The sequence below is a fragment of the Pseudonocardia sp. N23 genome (genome assembly GCF_002583555.1).
Taxonomy (GTDB): domain Bacteria; phylum Actinomycetota; class Actinomycetes; order Mycobacteriales; family Pseudonocardiaceae; genus Pseudonocardia.
Window position 1 is genome coordinate 121,546 of record NZ_BEGX01000009.1, and the last position, 19,788, is coordinate 141,333.

Consider the following 19,788-nt stretch of genomic DNA (forward strand, 5'->3'; position numbering starts at 1 on the left):
CGGACGGAATCCGACAATCGTGCCGAGAAGTTTGCGGCGGGGGTTCGTCGGGAATCGCACGTGCGGAATCCTGCGTCGCGACCGCACGTACTCGGACGCCCCTCGGGTCGGTTCTGCCACGGAATGCCGACCGTGATCCCACGTGCGTGTCGCGAAGACCCCCGGCTCCTGACCACCCGGGCCGGTCGTCCGGCGCCGGCGGCCGCCGTCAGCCGGCCGAGCCCCCGTCGTCGGGTCCGGGGTCGGGCACCGACGCGGGCCGCGTGCTGCTGAGCTCTGCGCTGAGCACGGCCGAGACGACGAGCAGCAGACCGAGCACGACCAGCCACGACAGCAGCGCGACGGCCACCCCGACGAGTCCGTAGCGCTCCGCCTCGCGCCCGACCACGAGCGGCAGGTAGAGCCCCGACACCACCACGACGACGGCCTGGCCCACCCCGGTGAGCGCAGCCCCCGGCAACAGCGGCCGCCAGCCGACCCGCCCCCCGAGCAGCAGGTACTGCACCGGCCACCACAGCAGTGTCGCGCCGGTCGCTTGCGCGACCACGCCGGTCGCCCAGCTGCCGAGGACGATCGCCAGCAGCGGCCCGAGGACCGTGAGGGCGACGAACTCGACGATGAGGGCGACGGCCGCGAGCAGCCCGTACCCCAGCCCCCACACGCCGCGCGACGGCAGCCCCCACGCCGCCGCGTAGGTCCGCTGCAGCGTCCTGGTGAAGCCCAGCACCGACAGCACGAGCAGTACCACCCCGACGACGGTGGTCCCGCCCGCGTCGGGAGGCCGGTCGAGCAGCTCCGCCACCGCTGCCGCCGCCTTCTCCGACAGGCCGAGCCCGGCGAACAGCGTCTGCTCGGCCGCGCCCTGCGCGTCGTCAGGGAGCGCCGCCGCGACCACCACCAGCATCGGGACCAGCGCCACGAACGCCTGCGCGGACAGGGCCAGCGCCCGGTCGTAGCCACCGATCCCGATCATGCGCCGGGACGCGCGGACGACGAGCGAGCCCCCGTAGCGGCTCAGCATCCGGTCCCGGCGGGCGCCGAAGGTCACGCCGGGCCGCGGTCCGCGGCGGGATCGGGGTCGGCGGGATCGGGGTCGGGGTCGGCGCCGAGGGCGGGCGGTGCGTCGTCCACCGCGGGGGCGGGGCCGGGCGGCTCCGGTGCGGGTCCGCTGGAGAGCAGCCCGGAGATCCAGCGGGTGTCCGGGTCGGCGTCGAGCAGCAGCGCCTTGGCCAGCAGGGTCAGCGGGATGGCCAGCACCGCGCCGAGCGGGCCGATCGCGAACGACCAGAAGACCAGCGACAGGAACGTCAACGTCAGCGAGAGGTTCACGGCATCGCTGAGGAACTTGGGCTGGATCACCGACTGGATGACGAAGTTGATGATCACGTACGCCACGACCACGATGATCATCAGCTGCGGGCCGCCCTCGAGCAGCGCCAGCAGGGCGGGCGGCAGCAGCCCGATCACGAAGCCGATGTTCGGGATGTAGTTGGTGACGAACGCGAGCAACGCCCACAGCAGCGGCAGCGGCACCCCCAGCGCCCAGAGGAGGGCGCCGTCGACGACCGCGACGATCAGCCCGAACACCGTCGTGACGAGCAGGTAGCTGCGGGTCCCGTGGACGAAGTCGCCCAGCGCGGCGACGACCGCGTTGCGCTCACCGCGCAGGCCCTCCAGCCGGTGTGAGAAGTGCAGGGCGTCGAGTCCCATGAACGCGACGACGAAGAGCAGGAAGAGCAGGTTCGACAGGGTGCCGGCGAGCCCGGCCAGGATGTCACTGACGATCCCCAGGAGGGTGCCGAACGACAGCCCGTCCAGTGCCGCCCGGAACTGGTCGGGCCCGACACCGAGCTGCTGCAGCCAGGCGGTGACGTCGGCGATGAGCGTCGCGAACCGGTCCTGGTAGGCGGGCAGCAGCGACGCGAGCTCGGCGACGGACAGCGCGAACGCCGCGGCCAGGCCGATGACCACGGCGAACACCGCCACGAGGGTGGCCGTCACGGCGAGCCACATCGGCGCCCCGCGGCGGCGGAGGATGCCGGTCAGCGGATGCACGCCGATCACGAGGACCAGGGCGAGCAGCGTCGGGGCGAGGATCGACGAGATGCCCTGCAGCCCGGCGACGATGATCACGAACGCGGCCAGTCCGAGCACCACGATCAGCCCCCGCGGCAGCATCCAGCGGGGCTCGGGGGAAGGGCGGACGGTTGTCATGCGGCGACGATCCCACCTCGCACCGCTCCTGCCTCGTCCGCCCCGGGTCGACCGACTGTCCACTGTCGGCAGTGCGGACCGGCTCGTGTGGACGCTGTAGTCAGGCGCGCGGCGGGCTCAGGCCCGATCAGCCCAGTGTCACCAGCGCACCCGCCGCGATGTCGACCTGCACCCGGGTGTCCGCGTCGAGCTCGACGACCTCGCCGTCGAGCTGCATCGGGGTCGGCTGCCGGACGACGAACCCGTAGTGGGTGGCGCTGGGCTGCCTCCCGAGCCCGCGCACCGCCGCCCTGATCGCGACGCCCAGGACCTTCCACCGGGACACGTGCGGCAAGGCGATCACCTCGAACCGGCCGTCGTCGGGCCGGCCGGCGTCGCTCAGCGTCGCGTACTTCGCCATCCGCCGGATGTTCGCGAAGAGCAGGCTGTCGAAGTCGCGCCGGGTGCCGTCGTCGAGGGTGACGGTGAACGGGTGGAGCCGCCCGAACGTCCGCACGACCGACACGATCTCCCGCAGTGACCCCTTGCCGCCCTTCTCGAGGTCTACGGCGACGATCGGCGTCAACCCCAGGCCGACGTAGGAGTGCGCGTAGCGGACGACGGCGTCGGGTCCCTCGCCGATCGTGAGCCGCAGGAGGTCGTGACGGCGGACCTCGCCCGCCACGATGGCGTCGCCGAGGGGGCGGTCGCGGGTGGCACTGCGGTGGTCGTTGGCGTTGCCCGCGGCCATGACCGCGCAGACCGCGTCGCTCCCCTCGGCCTGCTGCACCCCGTCGACGACCTCGTTGTAGCCGCCGTCGCCGCTCACCGACACGATCAACGACCGCGGGACGGCGGCCGCGTCGCGGGCGAGGTCGCGGGCGTGACCGGCGTGTTCGGTGGGCCTCAGGGTGACCGGCACTCCCGGCAGCCGGCGGTCGAGGTCGGCGCGGAGCTCCTCGGCCAGGTCGGCGGCCGGTCCGGTGCTGTGCGGGTTGAAGATCAGGACGACGTGGTCGAACGGGCTGTCGGTCTGGATGGTCATCGACTGCATCCTGTCCTCGCGCGAGACTCAGCCCATTTGTACCCGCTCGCGCCGTCGGCCGCGCTCGCTGCCGCGCCCTCCCGAGGGTCGTCACCGCGTGCGGCGGACGCGGTGGCGGAGGTGGGACCCATCGGTCGGTCGCGATCCGCCGCCCCTCCGCACGGCCGCATGTACGTCTGCAGCACCATGGCGCAGAGTGCCGGCAGACGCGGACCAGTGACGCGGAGGTGTCATGTTCGGCGACGAGATCGTGCTCGCCACCATCGACAGGGGCGAGCGTCCGGGGTGCGCTGCATCCACGGTCCGTCAGGTGAGCCCGAACTCCCGCATCTTCCGGTAGAGGGTGTTGCGGCCGATCCCGAGCGCTGCTGCGGCCCTGCTCCGGTTGCCCTCGGCAGCGCGTAGCGCCTCCGCGACCGCGTCCCGCTCGGCGGACTCCATCAGGCCCGACGTCGGACGTGCCGTCCGCAGCTCGTCGGGCAGGTCGTCGACCTCGACGATGCGGCCCCTCGCCCGCCGGGCGAGCAGCCGAACGGTCATGTCCAGCTCGGCCAGGTTCCCCGGCCAGCGCCAGCCGGCCAGCCGTTCCCACACCGCGGCGGACAGGGTGGTGGCCGACTCCGGCTCCGGCAGGGCCGCCAGCGTCGCCCGGACCAGTGCGGGGATCCGTTCACGACGCTGGTCGAGGGAGGGCAGCCGCACGGTGGTGGCGACCCGGCGGACGACGGCGAGAGCGTCGTCGTCGGCCGCGTCGAGGTCCGCGGTCAGCGCGACGGGGGCCCCGGTGTCGATCAGCGCCTGCAGCTGCGCCGCCGAGGGCACCGGGTCGGCGTGCACCCGCCGGACGATCACGGCACGCCCCGTGGAGGTGGCCGAGCGGGCGGCGTCGAACCATCCGGGGTCCAGCTGTGGTTCGGCCACCAGCGGATCCCCGGCACCCCGCTCGCGCAGGGCCCGCAGCGCCGTCCGCAGCTTCCCGGTCCCGGCCGCGCCGGTCACCGCCAGGGTCTCGCCGTGGCGGACCGCCACCTCGAGCTCCCTGTGCACAGCGGGATCGTCGTGCAGCGGAGCGTGGGGCGGGCGAGGGCCGCTCCTGCGTTCCGACGGTGCCCGGTGCGGCAGGGGACGCACGCTGAACGCCCGCCTGCCGCCCTCGTCGATGGGCTCGACGAGGGCGTCGTGCAGCCCGTCGGCCAGCGGGACCCGCATCCGTCCGGGACCGGTCGTGGCGTGCTCGCTCAGGTACTGCCAGAGCACGGCGTGCAGCTCCGGCCCGGTGTGTGCGAGCCCCGGCCGGTTGGCCAGGACGGTGTCGTCGTCGACGACCAGGGCGGGCCCCGAGACCCGGTCGAGCGCCAGGTAGGCCCGTACCAGTCCACGGTGCCGGTCGCCGGCCTCGTCGAGGATGCGGTCCTCGATCTGGCGGCCGATGTCACCTGCCATCACGGTCATCAGCGGATGGACGTCCCGCAGCGAGCTGGCGAGTGAGAAGCTGCCGACGAGCCGGCCGGTGTACGGCTCGACGATCGGGGTCCCCGCGCAGGTCAGCTGCTCCAGGAGCGTGCTGTAGTGCTCCGGGCCGCGGACCAGGACGGGCTTGCGCTCGATCAGGACCGTGCCGATGCCGTTCGTGCCGATGGAACGCTCGGAGAAGTCGAAACCCTCGGCGGCGCTGGCCCGGTCCATCACATCGCGCTGGCGGCGGATCGGGACGTGGCGCATGACGATGCGGCCCTCGGCGTCCGCCAGCACCATCGCGACGGGCACCTCGGCGAAGCTGTCACGCAGTCGCTCGAACACCGGTCCGGCGGCTCGGCGCAGAGCGGGGAGCGCGTCCCCGGGGTCGCGGTACCCGATGTCGGTGGCGGCTGCGGGGACCTTGTCACCGATGCAGCGTCGCCAGCTCTTCTCGATGTGTTGCGGCACCCCTGCCGCGCCCGGCGGTGCGCTCAGCAGCCCGCCCCCGACCAACGCCTCCCGGCGCGACCGGATGAGCTCGCGTTCGGCCGACGACAGGGCCGGCAGATTCCTGACCTCGTCTCGACGCATCGTTGCCTCGATCCTCCGGTGTCTTCCCCCCAGTCTCCCCCATCGTTGCCGGCGACGCCCTGTTCCGTTCCGGAACACCGGCGGGTGTTCCAGAACGGAACACGCGCAGACATGGAGGTCCCGGCGATGGTGAGTGCCCGTCACAGCACGAGTTCGAGGAGGAACACGATGACGACGGCGCTCCGCTCCGACGCCCTGCGCGCGCTCTACGCCGACTGGGCCGACATCCTCGCCACCACACCCGGGCTGACGACACGGCTGTCCCGCAGCATCTTCGACGAGTGGCACCAGCCCACCCGGGAGCCCGAGGACGTGACCTACCGCGAGGACGTCGTCGGCGGGGTCCCCGGCATCTGGACGTTGCCGCTGGGCGCCGATCCCTCACAGGTGCTGCTCTACACCCACGGCGGCGGGTTCGCCGTCGGGTCGGCCGCGAGCCACCGCAAGCTTGCGGCCCACGTGGCCAAGGCGCTCGGAGCGACCGCGTTCGTGCTCGACTACCGCCGCGCCCCGGAGCACCCGCATCCGGCCCAGGTGGAGGACGGCGTGGCGGCGTTCGCCGCACTGCGCGACCGCGGGATCACCGACATCACGACGATCGGCGACTCCGCGGGCGGCAACCTCGCCGTCGCGATCCCTCTCGCCCTCCGCGAGCAGGGGCTCCCGCTGCCCACCCGGATCATCGCGTTCTCGCCCTGGCTGGACATGGAGAACAGCGGCGCGACGCTGGTGACCAACGACGCCTCCGACGCACTGATCACCGTCCCGCTGCTGGAGGGCATGATCGCCGGCGTCCTCGCCGAGGGACGGATCGACCCACGCACCCCACTGGCCAACCCGCTGCACGCCGACCTCACCGGCCTGCCACCGCTCTACGTCAACGCGGGCGCCGTCGAGGCCCTGGTCGACAACGCCACCCGCCTCGCGGACACGGCGCGCGCGGCCGGGGTCGACGTGACCCTGTCCGTCGTCGACGGCATGCAGCACGTGTTCCCGTGCATGGCCGGCAACGCACCCGAGGCGGACGCGGAGATCGCCGCGCTCGCAACCTGGTACCTGGGAGGTTCCCGATGAGCACCATCGACCCCGATGTCGACGCAGTGGTGATCGGCGCCGGCTTCGGCGGCATCTACATGCTGCACAAGCTCCGCAACGAGCTCGGCCTCAGCGTCAAGGCCTTCGAGAAGGGTGGCGGCGTCGGCGGCACCTGGTACTTCAACCGCTACCCCGGGGCCAAGTCCGACACGGAGGGGTTCGTCTACCGCTACTCCTTCGACGAGGACCTGCTGCGGGAGTGGGACTGGACGACCCGCTACCTCGACCAGCCCGATGTCCTCGCCTACCTGGAGCACGTCGTCGAGCGCTTCGACCTGGGCCGGGACATCACGTTGGACACCGAGGTGACCGGCGCGGTGTTCGACGAGGATTCGGCCCTGTGGACCGTCACCACCGACGACGGCGCGCGGTTCACCAGCCGCTACCTCGTCAACGCCGTGGGCCTGCTCGCGAGGAGCAACATCCCGGACTTCCCGGGCCTGGACGCGTTCGCGGGCCGCCTGGTGCACACGAACGCCTGGCCTGCGGACCTCGACATCACCGGCAAGCGGGTCGGGGTGATCGGCACCGGCTCGACCGGCACCCAGTTCATCATCGCCGCCGCGAAGCAGGCCGGCCACCTGACCGTGTTCCAGCGTTCGCCGCAGTACTGCGTCCCCTCCGGCAACGGACCCGTCGACCGGGCCGAGGTCGCCCGCACCAAGGAGAACTTCGACGCGATCTGGCACCAGGTCCGCAACTCGGTGGTGGCCTTCGGGTTCGAGGAGAGCGGCGTCGAGGCCATGAGCGTGTCCGAAGAGGAGCGCCGCCGGGTGTTCCAGGAGAACTGGGACAAGGGCAACGGCTTCCGCTTCATGTTCGGCACCTTCTGCGACATCGCCACGAACCCGGAGGCGAACGCGGCCGCGGCGGGGTTCATCCGCTCGAAGATCGCCGAGATCGTCGACGACCCGGAGACCGCCGCGGCGCTGACCCCCACCGACCTCTACGCCAAGCGCCCGCTCTGCAACGAGGGCTACTACGAGACCTACAACCGCGAGAACGTCGACCTCGTCCCGATCAAGGACAACCCGATCCAGGAGATCACCGCGGCCGGGGTGCGCACAGCCGACGGAGTCGAGCACGAGCTCGACGTGCTCGTCCTCGCGACCGGCTTCGACGCCGTCGACGGCAACTACCGTGCGATGAACCTGCGCGGCCGGGACGGCCGCCACATCGACGAGCACTGGACCGACGGCCCGACCAGCTATCTGGGTGTGTCGAAGGCGGGCTTCCCGAACATGTTCATGATCCTCGGCCCGAACGGTCCCTTCACCAACCTCCCGCCGAGCATCGAGGCCCAGGTCGACTGGATCGGTGAGCTCGTCGCACACGCCGAGCGCGACGGCGTACGGACGGTGGAGCCAACCCGGGAGGCCGAGGACGGGTGGACGGCCACCTGCGAGGAGATCGCGAACATGACCCTGTTCCCACAGGCCGACTCGTGGATCTTCGGAGCCAACATCCCCGGGAAGAAGAACGCCGTCATGTTCTACATGGCCGGGATCGCCGCCTACCGGCAGCAGCTGGCCGACGTCGCGGCTGCCGGGTACGCGGGTTTCGAGCGCTCGACGCGACAGGAGGCCGTGAACAGCGAGAACGGAGGCCGCACCGGTCTCGGACTCGCGACAGGATCTCGCGCGGGCAGAGAAGCATGACGGAGGTGTCTGCGGAGGACTTCGAGTTCGTCCGCCGCCAGGTCCGGGACTTCGTCCGTGCCGACGTCGTCCCCCGCGAGGCCGAGATCATGCGCGAGGACCGCATCCCCGACGACCTGCGCACCACCGCCGCGGCGATGGGCCTGTTCGGTTATGCGATCCCGGCAGAGTGGGGCGGCCTCGGCCTCGACCTGACCCAGGACGTCGAGCTCGCGATGGAGTTCGGCTACACCACCCTGGCCCTGCGCTCGATGTTCGGCACCAACAACGGCATCGCCGGCCAGGTCCTCGTCGGTTTCGGCACCGACGAGCAGAGGAAGGCCTGGCTCGAACGGATCGCGTCCGGAGAGGTGGTCGCGTCGTTCGCGCTGACCGAGCCCGGGGCAGGTTCGAACCCGGCGGGGCTGCGTACCCGCGCCCGCCGCGACGGCGCCGGCTGGGTGATCGACGGACAGAAGCAGTTCATCACCAACGCCCCGATCGCGGACCTCTTCGTCGTCTTCGCCCGCACGGCCGACCCGCTGCCCGGCAGTCCCGGCATCGCGGTGTTCCTCGTACCCGCCGACACCCCCGGGCTGCTCGTCGGCCCCAAGGACCACAAGATGGGCCAGGAGGGCGCCTGGACCTCCGACGTCACTCTCGACGGTGTCCGGGTTCCGGCGGACGCGCTGGTCGGTGGTGAGGAGGAGGTCGGTTACCGGGCGGCGATGACCTCGCTGGCCCGTGGCAGGGTGCACATCGCCGCCCTCGCCGTAGGTACGGCCCAGCGTGCGCTCGAGGAAGCCGTGTCCCACGCCGCCGGGAACACGCAGGGCGACGGACGGATCGGGGACTTCCAGCTGGTCCAGGCCATGCTGGCGGACATCCAGACCGGTGTGCTCGCCGGGCGGGCGATGGTCCGTGAGACCGCGCGGGCCTACGTGTCCGGCGAGGACCGCCGAATCGCCCCCTCGGCGACGAAACTGTTCTGCACCGAGATGGCGGGGACCGTGGCCGACCTCGCCGTCCAGGTCCACGGCGGTTCCGGCTACATGCGGGAGGTACCGGTCGAGCGCATCTACCGTGACGTCCGTCTGCTGCGGCTCTACGAAGGCACCAGCGAGATCCAGCGCCTGATCGTCGGCGGAGCACTCGTTCGCGAGGCGACGAGGAGGTCGTGAACCGACCGGATCATTGGTGTGACGAAAATCGAGTGACCGTCGCCAAGTCGTCATCCATATTCGCGCTGTCGACGGGAAGAGCTCCCGTTGCAGGGTCACAACTCCCGCCCAGGCGGCCGGGGCCACGCCGGGCACCCGCACCACCGGGAACGCATCCGTCTGCGGAGTGTCACAGTTTCGGGCAGATACGACCGAGCGGTTGACACCCGTTCGCGTAATTCGACAGGATCGGCGTCCTCCGACAGCCAGTCGTAGCACGTCGGCCACACCACATCGTTCGACAAGGAGCGATCCCCGATGGCGGAGTTCACCCTGTCCCGGCGCACCCTGCTCGCGCTGTTCGGCGCCGCAGCAGCCACGCCCGTCCTCGCGGCCTGCGGCAGCAGCGTCGGTGGTGGCTCGACCGGCTCGTCCGGCGGCGGCGCCGGCGGACCGATCAAGGTCGGCCTGGTCGTCCCGCAGTCCGGGGTGTACGCCGCTCTCGGCACCGACATGCAGCGCGGGTGGGAACTCTGGCTCCAGCAACACGGCAACAAGATCGGCGGCCGGGACGTCACGACCATCGTCGCCGACGAAGGTGAGAACCCGCAGACGGGCGTCCCTGCGGTGCAACGAGTCCTGCAGTCCGACCAGGTCGACGTCGTCGTCGGGCTCGTGAACTCCGCGACCGCACTCGGCGCCGCGCCGCTGATGAGCGAGGCCAAGAAGATCCTGGTCGTGACGAACGCGGGGGCTGCGGACATCACCGGGAAGGCCCGCACCCCCTACGTGTGGCGGACCTCGTTCCAGAACGCGCAGGTCGCGGCCGCGGCCGGGCCGTACCTCGCGCAGCAGAACGTCGCCGGCGGCGTCTTCCTCATCGCCCCCGACTACGCGGCGGGCACCGAGGTCCGCGCCGGGTTCAAGGCGGCCTACGAGGCGGCGGGCGGAAAGATCGCCGGCGAGGCCGCGCCGCCGTTCGGCACGACACAGGACTACCAGCCGTTCCTCTCCCAGATCCGGCAGTCCGGGGCGGGAGCGGTGTTCTGCTTCTTCGCGGGGGCGGAGGCGGTGCGCTTCGTGCAGCAGTACGCCCAGTTCGGGCTCAAGGACTCCGTCCCCCTCTACGGCTCGGGCTTCCTCACCGAAGGCGGCGTGCTCACCGCCCAGGCGGGCGCCGCCGTCGGCGTCCGCACCTCGCTCTTCTACACCGACCGGCTCGACAACCCCGCCAACACCGCTTTCGTCCAGGCCTACAAGGCCGCCCACCAGTCGGCCCCGACCTGCTACTCGGTCTCGACCTACGACGCTGCCGCGGTCCTGGAACGGGCGCTCGCGGGCGGGGCCGCCCTCGACGGCGACAGCATCAGCGCCGCCCTCGGGGGGATCGGCGCGATCGACGACAGCCCCCGCGGCTCCTGGACCTTCGACGGCCAGAGCCCCAGGCAGACGATGTACCTCCGCACCGTCGAGGGCACCCCGCCGCAGCTCAGCAACGTCGTGACCCAGGACCTGGGGCAGAAGGCGCAGGTATGACCGGCTGGGTCGCCGCCAACCTGATCAGCGTCCTCAACGGGCTGGCCATCGGGGCCCTGCTGTTCGTGCTGGCCGTCGGCCTGTCGCTGGTCTTCGGGATGATGGACGTGCTCAACCTGGCCCACGGCGCGCTGTTCGTCGTCGGCGCCTACCTCGCCGCCGCGCTGGCGGGCGGCGGGCCGTCGTGGGGCGGGTTCCTCGGAGCCCTCGGTGTCGCCGCGGTGATCGGTCTGCTCGCAGGCGGGTTGCTGTCGGCGATGACCGAGCCGCTACGCACACGCTCGCATCTGGACCAGGCCCTGCTCACCCTCGGTGTCGCGCTGATCGTCGCCGAGGTGCTGCAGATCGTGTTCGGCGACGACCCCCTCGCGGTGCCCGCCCCACCCGGCCTCGACGGGTCGACCTCGGTGTTCGGTGCCGCCTACCCGACCTACCGGCTCGTCCTGATCGGGGTCGGCGCCGTCCTCGCGGTCGGCGTCCACGTACTCGTCGAGCGCACGACCCTCGGCGCTCTGATCCGGGCCACCGTCGCCGACCGGGAGATGGTCGCGGCCATCGGGGTCGACAACCGCCGGGTGAAGATCGCCGTGTTCGCCGCGGGCTCGCTGCTCGCGACGGTCGCGGGTGTGCTCGGCGGCCCGGTCTACGGCGCGAGTGTCGGGCTGGACTCCACGGTCCTGATCCTCGCCCTCGTCGTGGTGGTCATCGGCGGGCTGGGCTCGGTCAAGGGCGCCCTGGTCGGGGCGCTGGTCATCGGCCAGATCGAGTCGCTCGGCCGGGCGCTGCTGCCGGACCTGGCGTCCTTCGTGCTGTTCGGTGCGCTCGCGCTCGTGCTGATCGTGAGGCCGCGGGGGCTGTTCGGGAGCCGCTCCGGGGCGGCAGCATGACGGAGGTGTCGCAACGACCGGAGGCAGTGCCGGACAACGTGGTGGGCGGGACTCCCCCACCACGCCCCCGGCGGCGCCTCGGGCCCGTCCCCGCGATCGTCGTCGTCGTGGTGCTCGCGGCGGCCCCACTGTTCCTGGCTCCCTTCGCCACCACGACCCTGACCCGGTTGCTGGTGTTCGGGCTGCTCGCGGTCAGCCTCGACCTGCTGGTCGGGATCACCGGCCTGCCCTCGCTCGGGCACGCCGCCTACTTCGGGGCCGGGGCCTACGCGGCGGGGTGGGTCTCGATCCACCTCACCCCGGCGATCCCGGTGCCGCTGCTGGTCGGTGCGGCGGTCGGCGGGCTGGCGGCCGCCGCGACCGGGTGGGTGGCCGTCCGGTCCGCGGGCGTCTACTTCCTGATGTTGACGTTGGCGATCGGCGAGGTCCTCGCCCAGCTGGCGCAGAGCTGGGACGGTGTGACCGGCGGCGCCAACGGCCTCTCCGGCATCCCCGCCGCGCGCCTGGGCTCCGAGCCGCTGCTGGGCGTCGGCTACCTCTACTGGTACGTGCTGGCCGTCGGCGTCGTCGCGTTCGCCCTGGTGTGGTTGCTGGCACGGTCGCCCTTCGGCGCGACGCTGCGCGGCATTCGCGACAACGAGTCCCGGATGCGCGCCATCGGATACTCCACGACGCTCTACAAGTACGGCGCGTTCATCGCCGCCGGGACGATCGCGGGCGTCGCCGGATCGCTGCTCGCCGCCCAGCAGCGCCTGGTCACCCCCGGTGACCTGGGCTTCACCACGGCGGCGCTGGTGCTGCTCGCCGTCGTGGTCGGCGGGGCCGGATCGTTGTGGGGCCCGGTCGTCGGCGCCGCGGTCGTGGTGCTGGTGCGCGACGCGCTGGGCCCCGGCCTCGGCGGGCACGGCGAGCTGCTGCTCGGCATCGTGTTCGTCCTGGTCGTCTACCTGCTCCCCCGCGGGGCCGCCGGGCTCACCTCCTTGCGGCCGTTCCGGAGGAGACGCTCATGAGCGCCCTCACGTGCCGGGGCCTGAGCAGGTCGTTCGGGGCGCTGAGAGCGGTCGACGACGTCGACCTGACCGTCGCCCCTGGCGCCCGGCACGCGCTGATCGGCCCGAACGGCGCCGGCAAGTCGACGCTGTTCCGGCTGCTCACCGGCCGGATGCGGGCGGACGCCGGCACCGTCGGCCTCGGCGAGCACGACGTCACGTCGCTCTCGGAGGTCCGGCGCTGCCGCCTGGGGATGAGCCAGACCCTGCAGCACTCCAGCCTGTTCGCATCGCTCACCGCTGCGGAGACGGTCGCCCTGGCGGCCCGTCGGCACGACGGGACGCGGATCGTGCCGTGGCCGCGCAGGCAGCCCCGGGTCGGGACCCGCTCCGCCGAGCTGCTCGGCCTGGTCGGGCTGGCCGACCGGGCCGGCGACACGGTGCCGTCGCTGTCCCACGGCGAGCGCAAGCAGCTGGAGGTCGCACTCGCGCTGGCCTGCTCACCGTCGGTACTGCTGCTCGACGAGCCCGCAGCCGGGATGTCGCCCGCCGAGAGTGCCCGGCTGCTCGCCGTCCTCGCCGACCTGCCGTCGGAGGTGACCGTGCTGTTCGTCGAGCACGACCTCGACCTCGTCTTCGACCTGGCCGACCGGGTCACGGTGCTGCACCTCGGGCGGGTGCTGCTCTCCGGCACCCCGGACGAGGTCCGGGCCAGTGACGCCGTCCGCGAGGCCTACCTCGGCACCAGCCGTCGCGAGGAGCTGTTCACCTCATGACCTCCCTCGACGTCCGGGCACTGGTCGCGGGCTACGACCGCAGCACCGTTCTCGACGGGATCGACCTGTCCGTCGCCGAGGGCGGCGCGCTCGGCCTCCTCGGGCGCAACGGCGTGGGAAAGTCGACGCTGGTCATGACGCTGATGGGGCTGGTCGTACCGACCTCGGGGCACGTCCTGCTCGGCGACCGCGACGTCGCGGGACTACGCCCGGACCTGATCGCCCGCGCAGGCGTCGCGATCGTGCCGCAGGGCAGGCGCATCTGGGCACCGCTGACCGTCCGCGAGACCCTCACGCTCGCGACCCGGGGGCACGGGAGGCGATGGACCGTCGACGCCGTCCTGGACCTGCTCCCCCGGCTGCGCGAACGGTTCGGCCAGCAGGCCGGGCAGCTCTCCGGCGGCGAGCAGCAGATGCTGGCGATCGCCCGTGCCCTGCTCACCGATCCGGCCGTCCTGCTGCTGGACGAACCGTCCGACGGCCTCGCGCCGGCCATCGTCGACCAGATCGCCGCCCTGCTGCGGACCCTGCGCGGCGAGGGGGTGACGATGCTGCTCGTCGAGCAGGACCTGCACCTCGCCTTCGCCGTGTGCGACGAGATCGCGGTGATGGAGAAGGGCCGCATCGTCCACCGGGTCAGCACGCCGGAGTTCCGTGCCGACCGCGCGACCGCCCACCGGCTGCTCGGCGTCGCCTGAGCAGGGACCTCGACCCGCTGCGGAGCGATCGGGCCGAGACTCAGGGCCGGGCGCAGACGGCGGCCACGAGTGCGGCGACGCGGCCTGCCGCCACGGAGGGTTCGGGCCGGTGGGCGAGCACCAGCGGCACGTCGACCGGCGCCCCTGCCAGCGGGACGTAGGCGACTCCGTCGAGCCTGAGTGCGCGGACGGACGCGGGAACGAGCCCGATGCCGATTCCGGCCGCGACGAAGACGACGAGGGTTCCCGTCTCGCCGACCTCGACGATCTCCGGATCGAGGCCCGCCCGGCGGAAGGTGTCGAGGACGAGGGGCTGCATCGTCGAGCGGCGTCCGGACGGATGCGTGATCACCGGCGCGCCGGCGAGGTCCGTCAGCGACACGTCGGCGGCTCCGGCCATCGGATGGTCGGCCGGCAGCACGGCGACCAGCGGCTCCGTGCGCAGTTCGACGACCTCGACCCCCTCGGGGAGCACCGGTCCGGGCCGGAGCACGGCGATGTCGAGGTCACCTGCGAGCAGCCCTTCGAGCAACGCCGGCCCGAGGAGCTCCCCGTGGAGCTCCAGCTCGACGTCCGGCAGCTCGTTGCGGACCCGCAGCGCGACCCGCGGCAGCACGTCGTAGGTCGCGGTGCCGACGAAACCGACGCGGACCAGGCCGGCGCGTCCCGCGGCCATGAGTGCGAGGTCGGTGGACGTGCGGTCGACCGACGCGACGATCTCGCCCGCCCGCTGCTGGAGCAGCCGACCCGCCTCCGTGAGCTCGACCCGCCGGGTCGACCGGTCCATCAGCGCCGCGCCGACCTCCCGCTCCAGCTGCCGGAGCTGTTGCGACAGGGCGGGCTGGGCGATGTGCAGTCGCGCTGCCGCGCGCCCGAAGTGCCGTTCCTCGGCCAGGACGACGAACGAGCGAAGATGCCGCAGCTCCACCCGCGACAGCTTATGCACTCTGCTTATCAATCAGCGACATATGAGTATTGGACGTGATGGAAGCCCGTCCTTAGCGTGGTCCGCATGGTGTCCTCCTACCTCTACGCGAGCGCGCGCACGACGTTCGGCCGCTTCGGCGGGGCGCTCGCCGGCGTCCGCCCCGACGACCTCGCCGCCGCCGCGCTGACCGGGCTGCTGTCGAAGACCCCGGCACTCGACGCGGCGACGATCGGCGACGTCGTGTGGGGCTGCGCCAACCAGGCAGGCGAGGACAACCGCGACGTCGGGCGCATGGCCGTACTCCTGGCCGGGCTGCCGGTGTCGGTGCCGGCCACGACGGTCAACCGGCTCTGCGGGTCCTCGCTCGACGCCGCGATCCAGGCCTCCCGGGCCGTCGAGGTCGGCGACGCCGACGTCGTGGTCGCCGGCGGCGTCGAGTCGATGACGCGGGCGCCGTGGGTCATGCCGAAGCCTGCGCGCGCATTCGCTCCCGGTGACGTCACCGCGGTGTCGACGACACTGGGCTGGCGGCTGGTCAACGAGCGCATGCCGGCGGAGTGGACGGTGTCGCTCGGCGAGTGCAACGAGCAGCTCGCCGACCGGTTCGCCGTCTCCCGCACCCGTCAGGACGAGTTCGCGGCCCGCTCGCACCGCCTTGCGGCGCAGGCGTGGGCCGACGGCTTCTACGACGACCAGGTCGTGGACGTGCCCGGCATCGAGCCGGCCCGCGACGAGAGCATCCGGGACGGCTCCACGCCCGACAGGCTGGCCGGGCTCACGCCCTCGTTCCGGACCGACGGGACGATCACGGCAGGCAACGCCAGCCCGCTCAACGACGGTGCCGCCGCCGTCCTCATGGGATCGGCGGAGGCGGCCCGGACCATCGGGTCGGACCCGATCGCCCGCATCGCCGGCCGCGGCGTGCACGCGCTGGACCCGCGGGAGTTCGGGTTCGCGCCCGTCGAGGCCGCCGGACGCGCGCTGGCCAGGGCCGGAATCGGCTGGGCGGACGTGAGCGCCGTCGAGCTCAACGAGGCGTTCGCGGTGCAGGCCCTCGCCTGCACGGACGCATGGAAGGTCGATCCGGACATCGTCAACACCAAGGGCGGCGCGATCGCGATCGGCCACCCGCTCGGAGCGTCCGGTGCGCGGATCCTCGGGACCCTTGCGGCCCGGCTGCGCGAGTCCGGCGACCGCTGGGGCGTGGCCGCGATCTGCATCGGCGTCGGCCAGGCGCTCGCCGTCGTGCTCGAGAACGTGTCCGGAGCCCGGTCGTGACCGCACGCGTGTGCGCCGGCTACGACGAGGCCGTCGCCGGCACCGCCGACGGGGCGACCGTCCTCGTCGGCGGGTTCGGCATGGCCGGCATGCCCGTCGAGCTCGTCGACGCCCTGATCCGCCAGGGCGCGGCCGACCTGACGATCGTGTCGAACAACGCGGGCAACGGCGACACCGGGCTGGCGGCCCTGCTCGCCACCGGCCGGGTGCGCAAGGTGATCTGCTCGTTCCCGCGGCAGAGCGACTCCTGGGTCTTCGACGGCCTGTACCGCGCGGGACGCATCGAGCTCGAGGTCGTCCCCCAGGGCAACCTGGCCGAGCGGATGCGCGCGGCGGGCGCGGGCATCGGCGCCTTCTACAGCCCGACCGCCGTCGGCACACCGCTGGCCGAGGGCAAGGAGGTCCGCGAGATCGACGGCAGGTCGTACCTGCTCGAATACCCCATCCACGGCGACCTCGCGCTGATCAAGGCCCACACCGCCGACCGGATGGGCAACCTCGTCTACCGCCGGACCGCCCGCAACTTCGGCCCCGTGATGGCCACGGCCGCCCGCACCGTCGCGGTGCAGGTCGACCGCGTCGTCGAGACCGGAGCGCTCGACCCGGAAGCCGTCGTCACCCCGAGCATCTACGTCGACCGCATCGTCGCGGCCACACAGGAGAGCGCCGCATGAGCACCGACCACCGAGCCGACCGCCGGAGCAAGCACGACATCGCCGCCGCCATCGCCCGCGACATCGCCGCCGAACACCCCGACGGGTCCTACGTCAACCTCGGCATCGGCCAGCCCACGCTGGTCGCCGACCATCTCCCGGCGGGCTCCGGAGTCGTCCTGCACACCGAGAACGGCATGCTCAACATGGGCCCCGCCGCACACGGCGACGACGTCGACCCGGACCTGATCAACGCCGGCAAGGTCGCGGTCACCGAGCTCCCCGGGGCGGCCTACTTCCACCAGGCCGACTCCTTCGCGATGATGCGGGGCGGACACCTCGACGTCTGCGTCCTCGGCGCCTTCCAGGTCTCCGCCCGCGGCGACCTCGCCAACTGGCACACCGGCGCGCCCGAGGCCGTCCCGGCCGTCGGCGGTGCCATGGATCTCGCCATCGGGGCCCGTCGCGTCTGGGTCATGATGACCCTGTTCGACAAGCAGGGTGCTCCGAAACTGGTGCCGGAGTGCACCTACCCGCTCACCGGCCTGGCCTGCGTCGAACGCGTCTACACCGATCTCGGCACCTTCGCCGTCGGCCCCGACGGCGTCCGGCTGCTCGACGTCCACGGCATCACCGCGCAGGACCTCGTCCGGCGGCTCGCCCCGATCGAGGTCCGCATCGACGCGGCCGTCACCGACGAGGCTCGAGCCGCTCGGCGGTGAGGCGCCGCGACAGCGTGGAGACCACTGCCGGGTGTCCTCCACATCGCTCACCCGCGTGAGCGGCTCGCAGGTTCGTCCGCCACCGTGTCCGCCGCCTCGGCACCGCGCGACCCCAACGGTTCGGCCGGACCCCGGGTCGTGTCGCGCTCGGTCCGACGTTCGCTCTCCGCGTTGATCTCCGCCCCGAGCAGGACGATGTAGCTGGTCAGGTACAGCCACAACATCAGTACGATCACCCGGCCAGCGCTCCCTCTCGTCCTCGTCGTAGGCGAGGTTGGTCGCACGGATCAGGTTCATCGTCCCGGTCGACGCGCTCCAGAACGCGGCCAGCAACGACACGACCAACCCGATCCCCAACGCCCCGTTGCCGGTGCTGGTGATCGAGTCGAGCTGGTCGGTGATGATCGGCCGAGCCGACTCCGGCAGCGCGGCGGCGAGGCTCTGCACCTGGGCCGCGACCTGGGCCGGGTCGGCGACGAGCCCGTAGAGGGTCGGTGCGGCGATCATCGCCGGGAACAGGGCGAGGAACGCGAAGAACGCCACACCGCCCGCCAGGATCGGCACGTTGTCGGCCTTGGCCTCTGCTCGACCACCCCGGAGGCCGGCGTCGAGCGGTACCGGCGAAAGCTCGCGAAGCCGAGGGGCGGATCAGCCCTCGCCGTGCGAGGCGAGCCGCCCGCGGAGCTCGGTGAGCTCGTTGCGGGCGTCGGTGAGCTGGGCCCGGGTCGCGGCGAGCTCGTCGTCACGCTGTCGCAGATCTGCTCGGGCGTCGTCACGGGCATCGGTGGCGTCGTCGCGGGCACGGTCGGCGCGGTGGCGGGCGGACTCGCTGACGTCGAGCTGTTGTTCGAGGCCCAGGATCGTCTGCGCGGAGAGCAGGGAATGACCGCCGTCGAGGAGCTCGCGCAGCCGCGTCGCGAGCCGGAGCTGGCGTCGGGAGAAGCGACGGTGGCCACCGTCGGTGCGGAACGGGCTGAGGATGCCGGCAGCGTCGAGGCTGCGCAGGAAGGCAGGCTGGACGTCGAGGAGCTGCGCGGCCTGTCCCATCGAGACCGCCGGGTAGTCCTCGTCGTCCAGCCTGCTCAGGTTGTCGGTCACGTGAGCACTGCCGTTCTCGGCGTCATGTTGGTGGGTGTGGTCATCATCCTCCTGCGCAGGCGTCGTGGTGGGTGGGTGGTCGACCGCCCGGCCCAGGACTGCGGCCGGGCAGCCGACCGGGAATCCGGCTCAGGACGGGGTCGCCGACATGTCGAGTGAGCGCTGCGGTCCGTGGTCGGTGACCGCCGCCGAGGTCGTACCGTCGGTCACGCGGGTGACCGCGACCCGGCGTGGTTTGGCCCGTTCGGCGACCGGGATCGTGATCGACAGGACGCCGTCGTGGTAGGCGGCGGTAAGCCGCTCACCGTCGAGGTCGCGGCCCAGCATCAGCCGCCGACTGTAGCCACCCCGCGGCCGCTCGCGGCAGAGCCATTCCCCGTCTTCGTGCGGTGCGGAACGCTCGGCACGAACGGTGAGGGAGTTGCCCTCCACAGTCACGTCGATCGACCCGGGGTCGACGCCCGGCAGGTCGAACGTCGCGATCAGGTGGTCGTCGAGACGCTGGACGTCCATCGCCATCCCGCGCGGCATACCGGCCTGACCACTGCCGGCGACCCTGTCCAGCAGGCGAGCCGCATCGGCAAAGGGCTCGTAGTTCAGCAGCATCGTGATCGCTCCTCTCGTCGTGCTGCCATCTCGTGACACCCAGAATTTATAGCGGCGACTGGAGATTGACGCAAGACCAGCTTGAGCAATTCTCGAGCGCGTAGTGGTATCTCCGACGTTGCCTGTTGTCCGGCTCACGGATGGCCGCACTCATGACCCGGCACACCTCGACGGAGACGACCCGGTTTCGTCCATCCGACCTGGCCACCGATCCCCCGCGGGGCCCTGCCACGGCCCGGGGACCGGCCACACGCTCGACCCGCCCTGAAATGGTGGCCGGGCCCCATGGCGGGGACCGCGTGGCCCGCCGGTCAGCCTGCTGCCCGGCTCTCGTCCCCCGCCGCGTGCACCGCGACGTCCGGAACCGCCCCACCCAGCTGGCCCCGGATCGTCGGGTGCAGCAGCATCTCGCGCAGCTCGTCGAGGTGGTGGTCGCGC

19 protein-coding genes and 1 pseudogene are annotated in these 19,788 nt (G+C 72.2%); 11 read left to right on the top strand and 9 right to left on the bottom strand.

Going from position 1 to position 19,788, the window contains the following annotated elements; translation table 11 throughout:
* Nucleotides 1-208: 208 nt before the first annotated feature.
* The 4 genes from TOK_RS05020 to TOK_RS05035 form a co-directional block, all read right to left on the bottom strand.
* Nucleotides 209-1,048 carry a YhjD/YihY/BrkB family envelope integrity protein gene (locus TOK_RS05020; protein WP_098956599.1) on the bottom strand — a complete coding sequence of 280 codons (840 nt, stop codon included), beginning with the start codon at nucleotides 1,046-1,048 and terminating at the stop codon, nucleotides 209-211.
* Entirely contained in the window at nucleotides 1,045-2,214 is a 1,170-nt protein-coding gene (locus TOK_RS05025; protein ID WP_098956600.1) for an AI-2E family transporter, read from the bottom strand. The genes TOK_RS05020 and TOK_RS05025 overlap by 4 nt, the downstream gene beginning before the upstream one ends.
* Nucleotides 2,215-2,341: 127 nt before the next feature.
* A complete protein-coding gene (locus tag TOK_RS05030; protein ID WP_098956631.1) occupies nucleotides 2,342-3,238 on the bottom strand; it encodes a diacylglycerol kinase family protein in 897 nt (298 codons plus the stop codon).
* Between the two features lie 306 nt (nucleotides 3,239-3,544).
* A complete protein-coding gene (locus tag TOK_RS05035) occupies nucleotides 3,545-5,287 on the bottom strand; it encodes a sigma-54-dependent Fis family transcriptional regulator (RefSeq protein WP_098956601.1) in 1,743 nt (580 codons plus the stop codon).
* A 168-nt stretch (nucleotides 5,288-5,455) separates the two neighbouring features.
* On the opposite strand from TOK_RS05035, the gene TOK_RS05040 reads away from it, so the two are divergent.
* From TOK_RS05040 to TOK_RS05075, 8 genes are all read left to right on the top strand, one after another.
* Nucleotides 5,456-6,361: an alpha/beta hydrolase gene (locus tag TOK_RS05040; RefSeq protein ID WP_098956602.1), complete on the top strand. Its 906-nt coding sequence runs from the start codon at nucleotides 5,456-5,458 to the stop codon at nucleotides 6,359-6,361.
* Nucleotides 6,358-8,040, top strand: a complete 1,683-nt coding sequence (locus tag TOK_RS05045; protein ID WP_098956603.1) for an NAD(P)/FAD-dependent oxidoreductase — start codon at nucleotides 6,358-6,360, stop codon at nucleotides 8,038-8,040. The genes TOK_RS05040 and TOK_RS05045 overlap by 4 nt, the downstream gene beginning before the upstream one ends.
* Nucleotides 8,037-9,200, top strand: a complete 1,164-nt coding sequence (locus TOK_RS05050; protein ID WP_098956604.1) for an acyl-CoA dehydrogenase family protein — start codon at nucleotides 8,037-8,039, stop codon at nucleotides 9,198-9,200. Before TOK_RS05045 ends, TOK_RS05050 begins: the two co-directional genes overlap by 4 nt.
* Before the next feature lie 297 nt (nucleotides 9,201-9,497).
* On the top strand, nucleotides 9,498-10,715 hold the full coding sequence (locus TOK_RS05055) for an ABC transporter substrate-binding protein (RefSeq protein WP_098956605.1): 1,218 nt from the start codon (nucleotides 9,498-9,500) through the stop codon (nucleotides 10,713-10,715).
* A complete protein-coding gene (locus tag TOK_RS05060) occupies nucleotides 10,712-11,602 on the top strand; it encodes a branched-chain amino acid ABC transporter permease (RefSeq protein ID WP_098956606.1) in 891 nt (296 codons plus the stop codon). The genes TOK_RS05055 and TOK_RS05060 overlap by 4 nt, the downstream gene beginning before the upstream one ends.
* 5 nt (nucleotides 11,603-11,607) lie before the next feature.
* A complete protein-coding gene (locus tag TOK_RS05065) occupies nucleotides 11,608-12,612 on the top strand; it encodes a branched-chain amino acid ABC transporter permease (RefSeq protein WP_172457415.1) in 1,005 nt (334 codons plus the stop codon).
* Nucleotides 12,609-13,367, top strand: a complete 759-nt coding sequence (locus tag TOK_RS05070; RefSeq protein ID WP_098956608.1) for an ABC transporter ATP-binding protein — start codon at nucleotides 12,609-12,611, stop codon at nucleotides 13,365-13,367. Before TOK_RS05065 ends, TOK_RS05070 begins: the two co-directional genes overlap by 4 nt.
* The gene (locus TOK_RS05075) at nucleotides 13,364-14,065 is read left to right on the top strand and encodes an ABC transporter ATP-binding protein (protein ID WP_098956609.1); all 702 of its coding nucleotides are present in this window, start codon (nucleotides 13,364-13,366) and stop codon (nucleotides 14,063-14,065) included. The genes TOK_RS05070 and TOK_RS05075 overlap by 4 nt, the downstream gene beginning before the upstream one ends.
* Nucleotides 14,066-14,105: 40 nt before the next feature.
* Here the strand turns inward: TOK_RS05075 and TOK_RS05080 are convergent, their stop codons facing one another.
* A complete protein-coding gene (locus tag TOK_RS05080) occupies nucleotides 14,106-14,993 on the bottom strand; it encodes a LysR substrate-binding domain-containing protein (protein ID WP_098956610.1) in 888 nt (295 codons plus the stop codon).
* An 84-nt stretch (nucleotides 14,994-15,077) separates the two neighbouring features.
* On the opposite strand from TOK_RS05080, the gene TOK_RS05085 reads away from it, so the two are divergent.
* Genes TOK_RS05085 through TOK_RS05095 form a run of 3 tightly spaced genes read left to right on the top strand, consistent with a single transcriptional unit; the run spans nucleotide 15,078 to nucleotide 17,646 of the window.
* Nucleotides 15,078-16,271 carry a thiolase family protein gene (locus TOK_RS05085; RefSeq protein ID WP_098956611.1) on the top strand — a complete coding sequence of 398 codons (1,194 nt, stop codon included), beginning with the start codon at nucleotides 15,078-15,080 and terminating at the stop codon, nucleotides 16,269-16,271.
* Nucleotides 16,268-16,945: a 3-oxoacid CoA-transferase subunit A gene (locus tag TOK_RS05090; protein ID WP_098956612.1), complete on the top strand. Its 678-nt coding sequence runs from the start codon at nucleotides 16,268-16,270 to the stop codon at nucleotides 16,943-16,945. The genes TOK_RS05085 and TOK_RS05090 overlap by 4 nt, the downstream gene beginning before the upstream one ends.
* A complete protein-coding gene (locus TOK_RS05095; RefSeq protein WP_098956613.1) occupies nucleotides 16,942-17,646 on the top strand; it encodes a 3-oxoacid CoA-transferase subunit B in 705 nt (234 codons plus the stop codon). The genes TOK_RS05090 and TOK_RS05095 overlap by 4 nt, the downstream gene beginning before the upstream one ends.
* Nucleotides 17,647-17,693: 47 nt before the next feature.
* Here the strand turns inward: TOK_RS05095 and TOK_RS33785 are convergent, their stop codons facing one another.
* The 4 genes and pseudogenes from TOK_RS33785 to TOK_RS05110 form a co-directional block, all read right to left on the bottom strand.
* The gene (locus TOK_RS33785; protein WP_253258185.1) at nucleotides 17,694-17,882 is read right to left on the bottom strand and encodes a hypothetical protein; all 189 of its coding nucleotides are present in this window, start codon (nucleotides 17,880-17,882) and stop codon (nucleotides 17,694-17,696) included.
* Between the two features lie 70 nt (nucleotides 17,883-17,952).
* Nucleotides 17,953-18,210, bottom strand: a pseudogene (locus tag TOK_RS33790) (YhjD/YihY/BrkB family envelope integrity protein); the annotation flags it as partial.
* Nucleotides 18,211-18,294: 84 nt separating this feature from the next.
* Nucleotides 18,295-18,744 (bottom strand): helix-turn-helix domain-containing protein, encoded by a 450-nt coding sequence (locus TOK_RS35230; protein WP_374754852.1) that lies wholly within the window; start codon nucleotides 18,742-18,744, stop codon nucleotides 18,295-18,297.
* A 129-nt stretch (nucleotides 18,745-18,873) separates the two neighbouring features.
* On the bottom strand, nucleotides 18,874-19,488 hold the full coding sequence (locus TOK_RS05110; protein WP_253258186.1) for an Hsp20/alpha crystallin family protein: 615 nt from the start codon (nucleotides 19,486-19,488) through the stop codon (nucleotides 18,874-18,876).
* Nucleotides 19,489-19,788 lie beyond the last annotated feature (300 nt).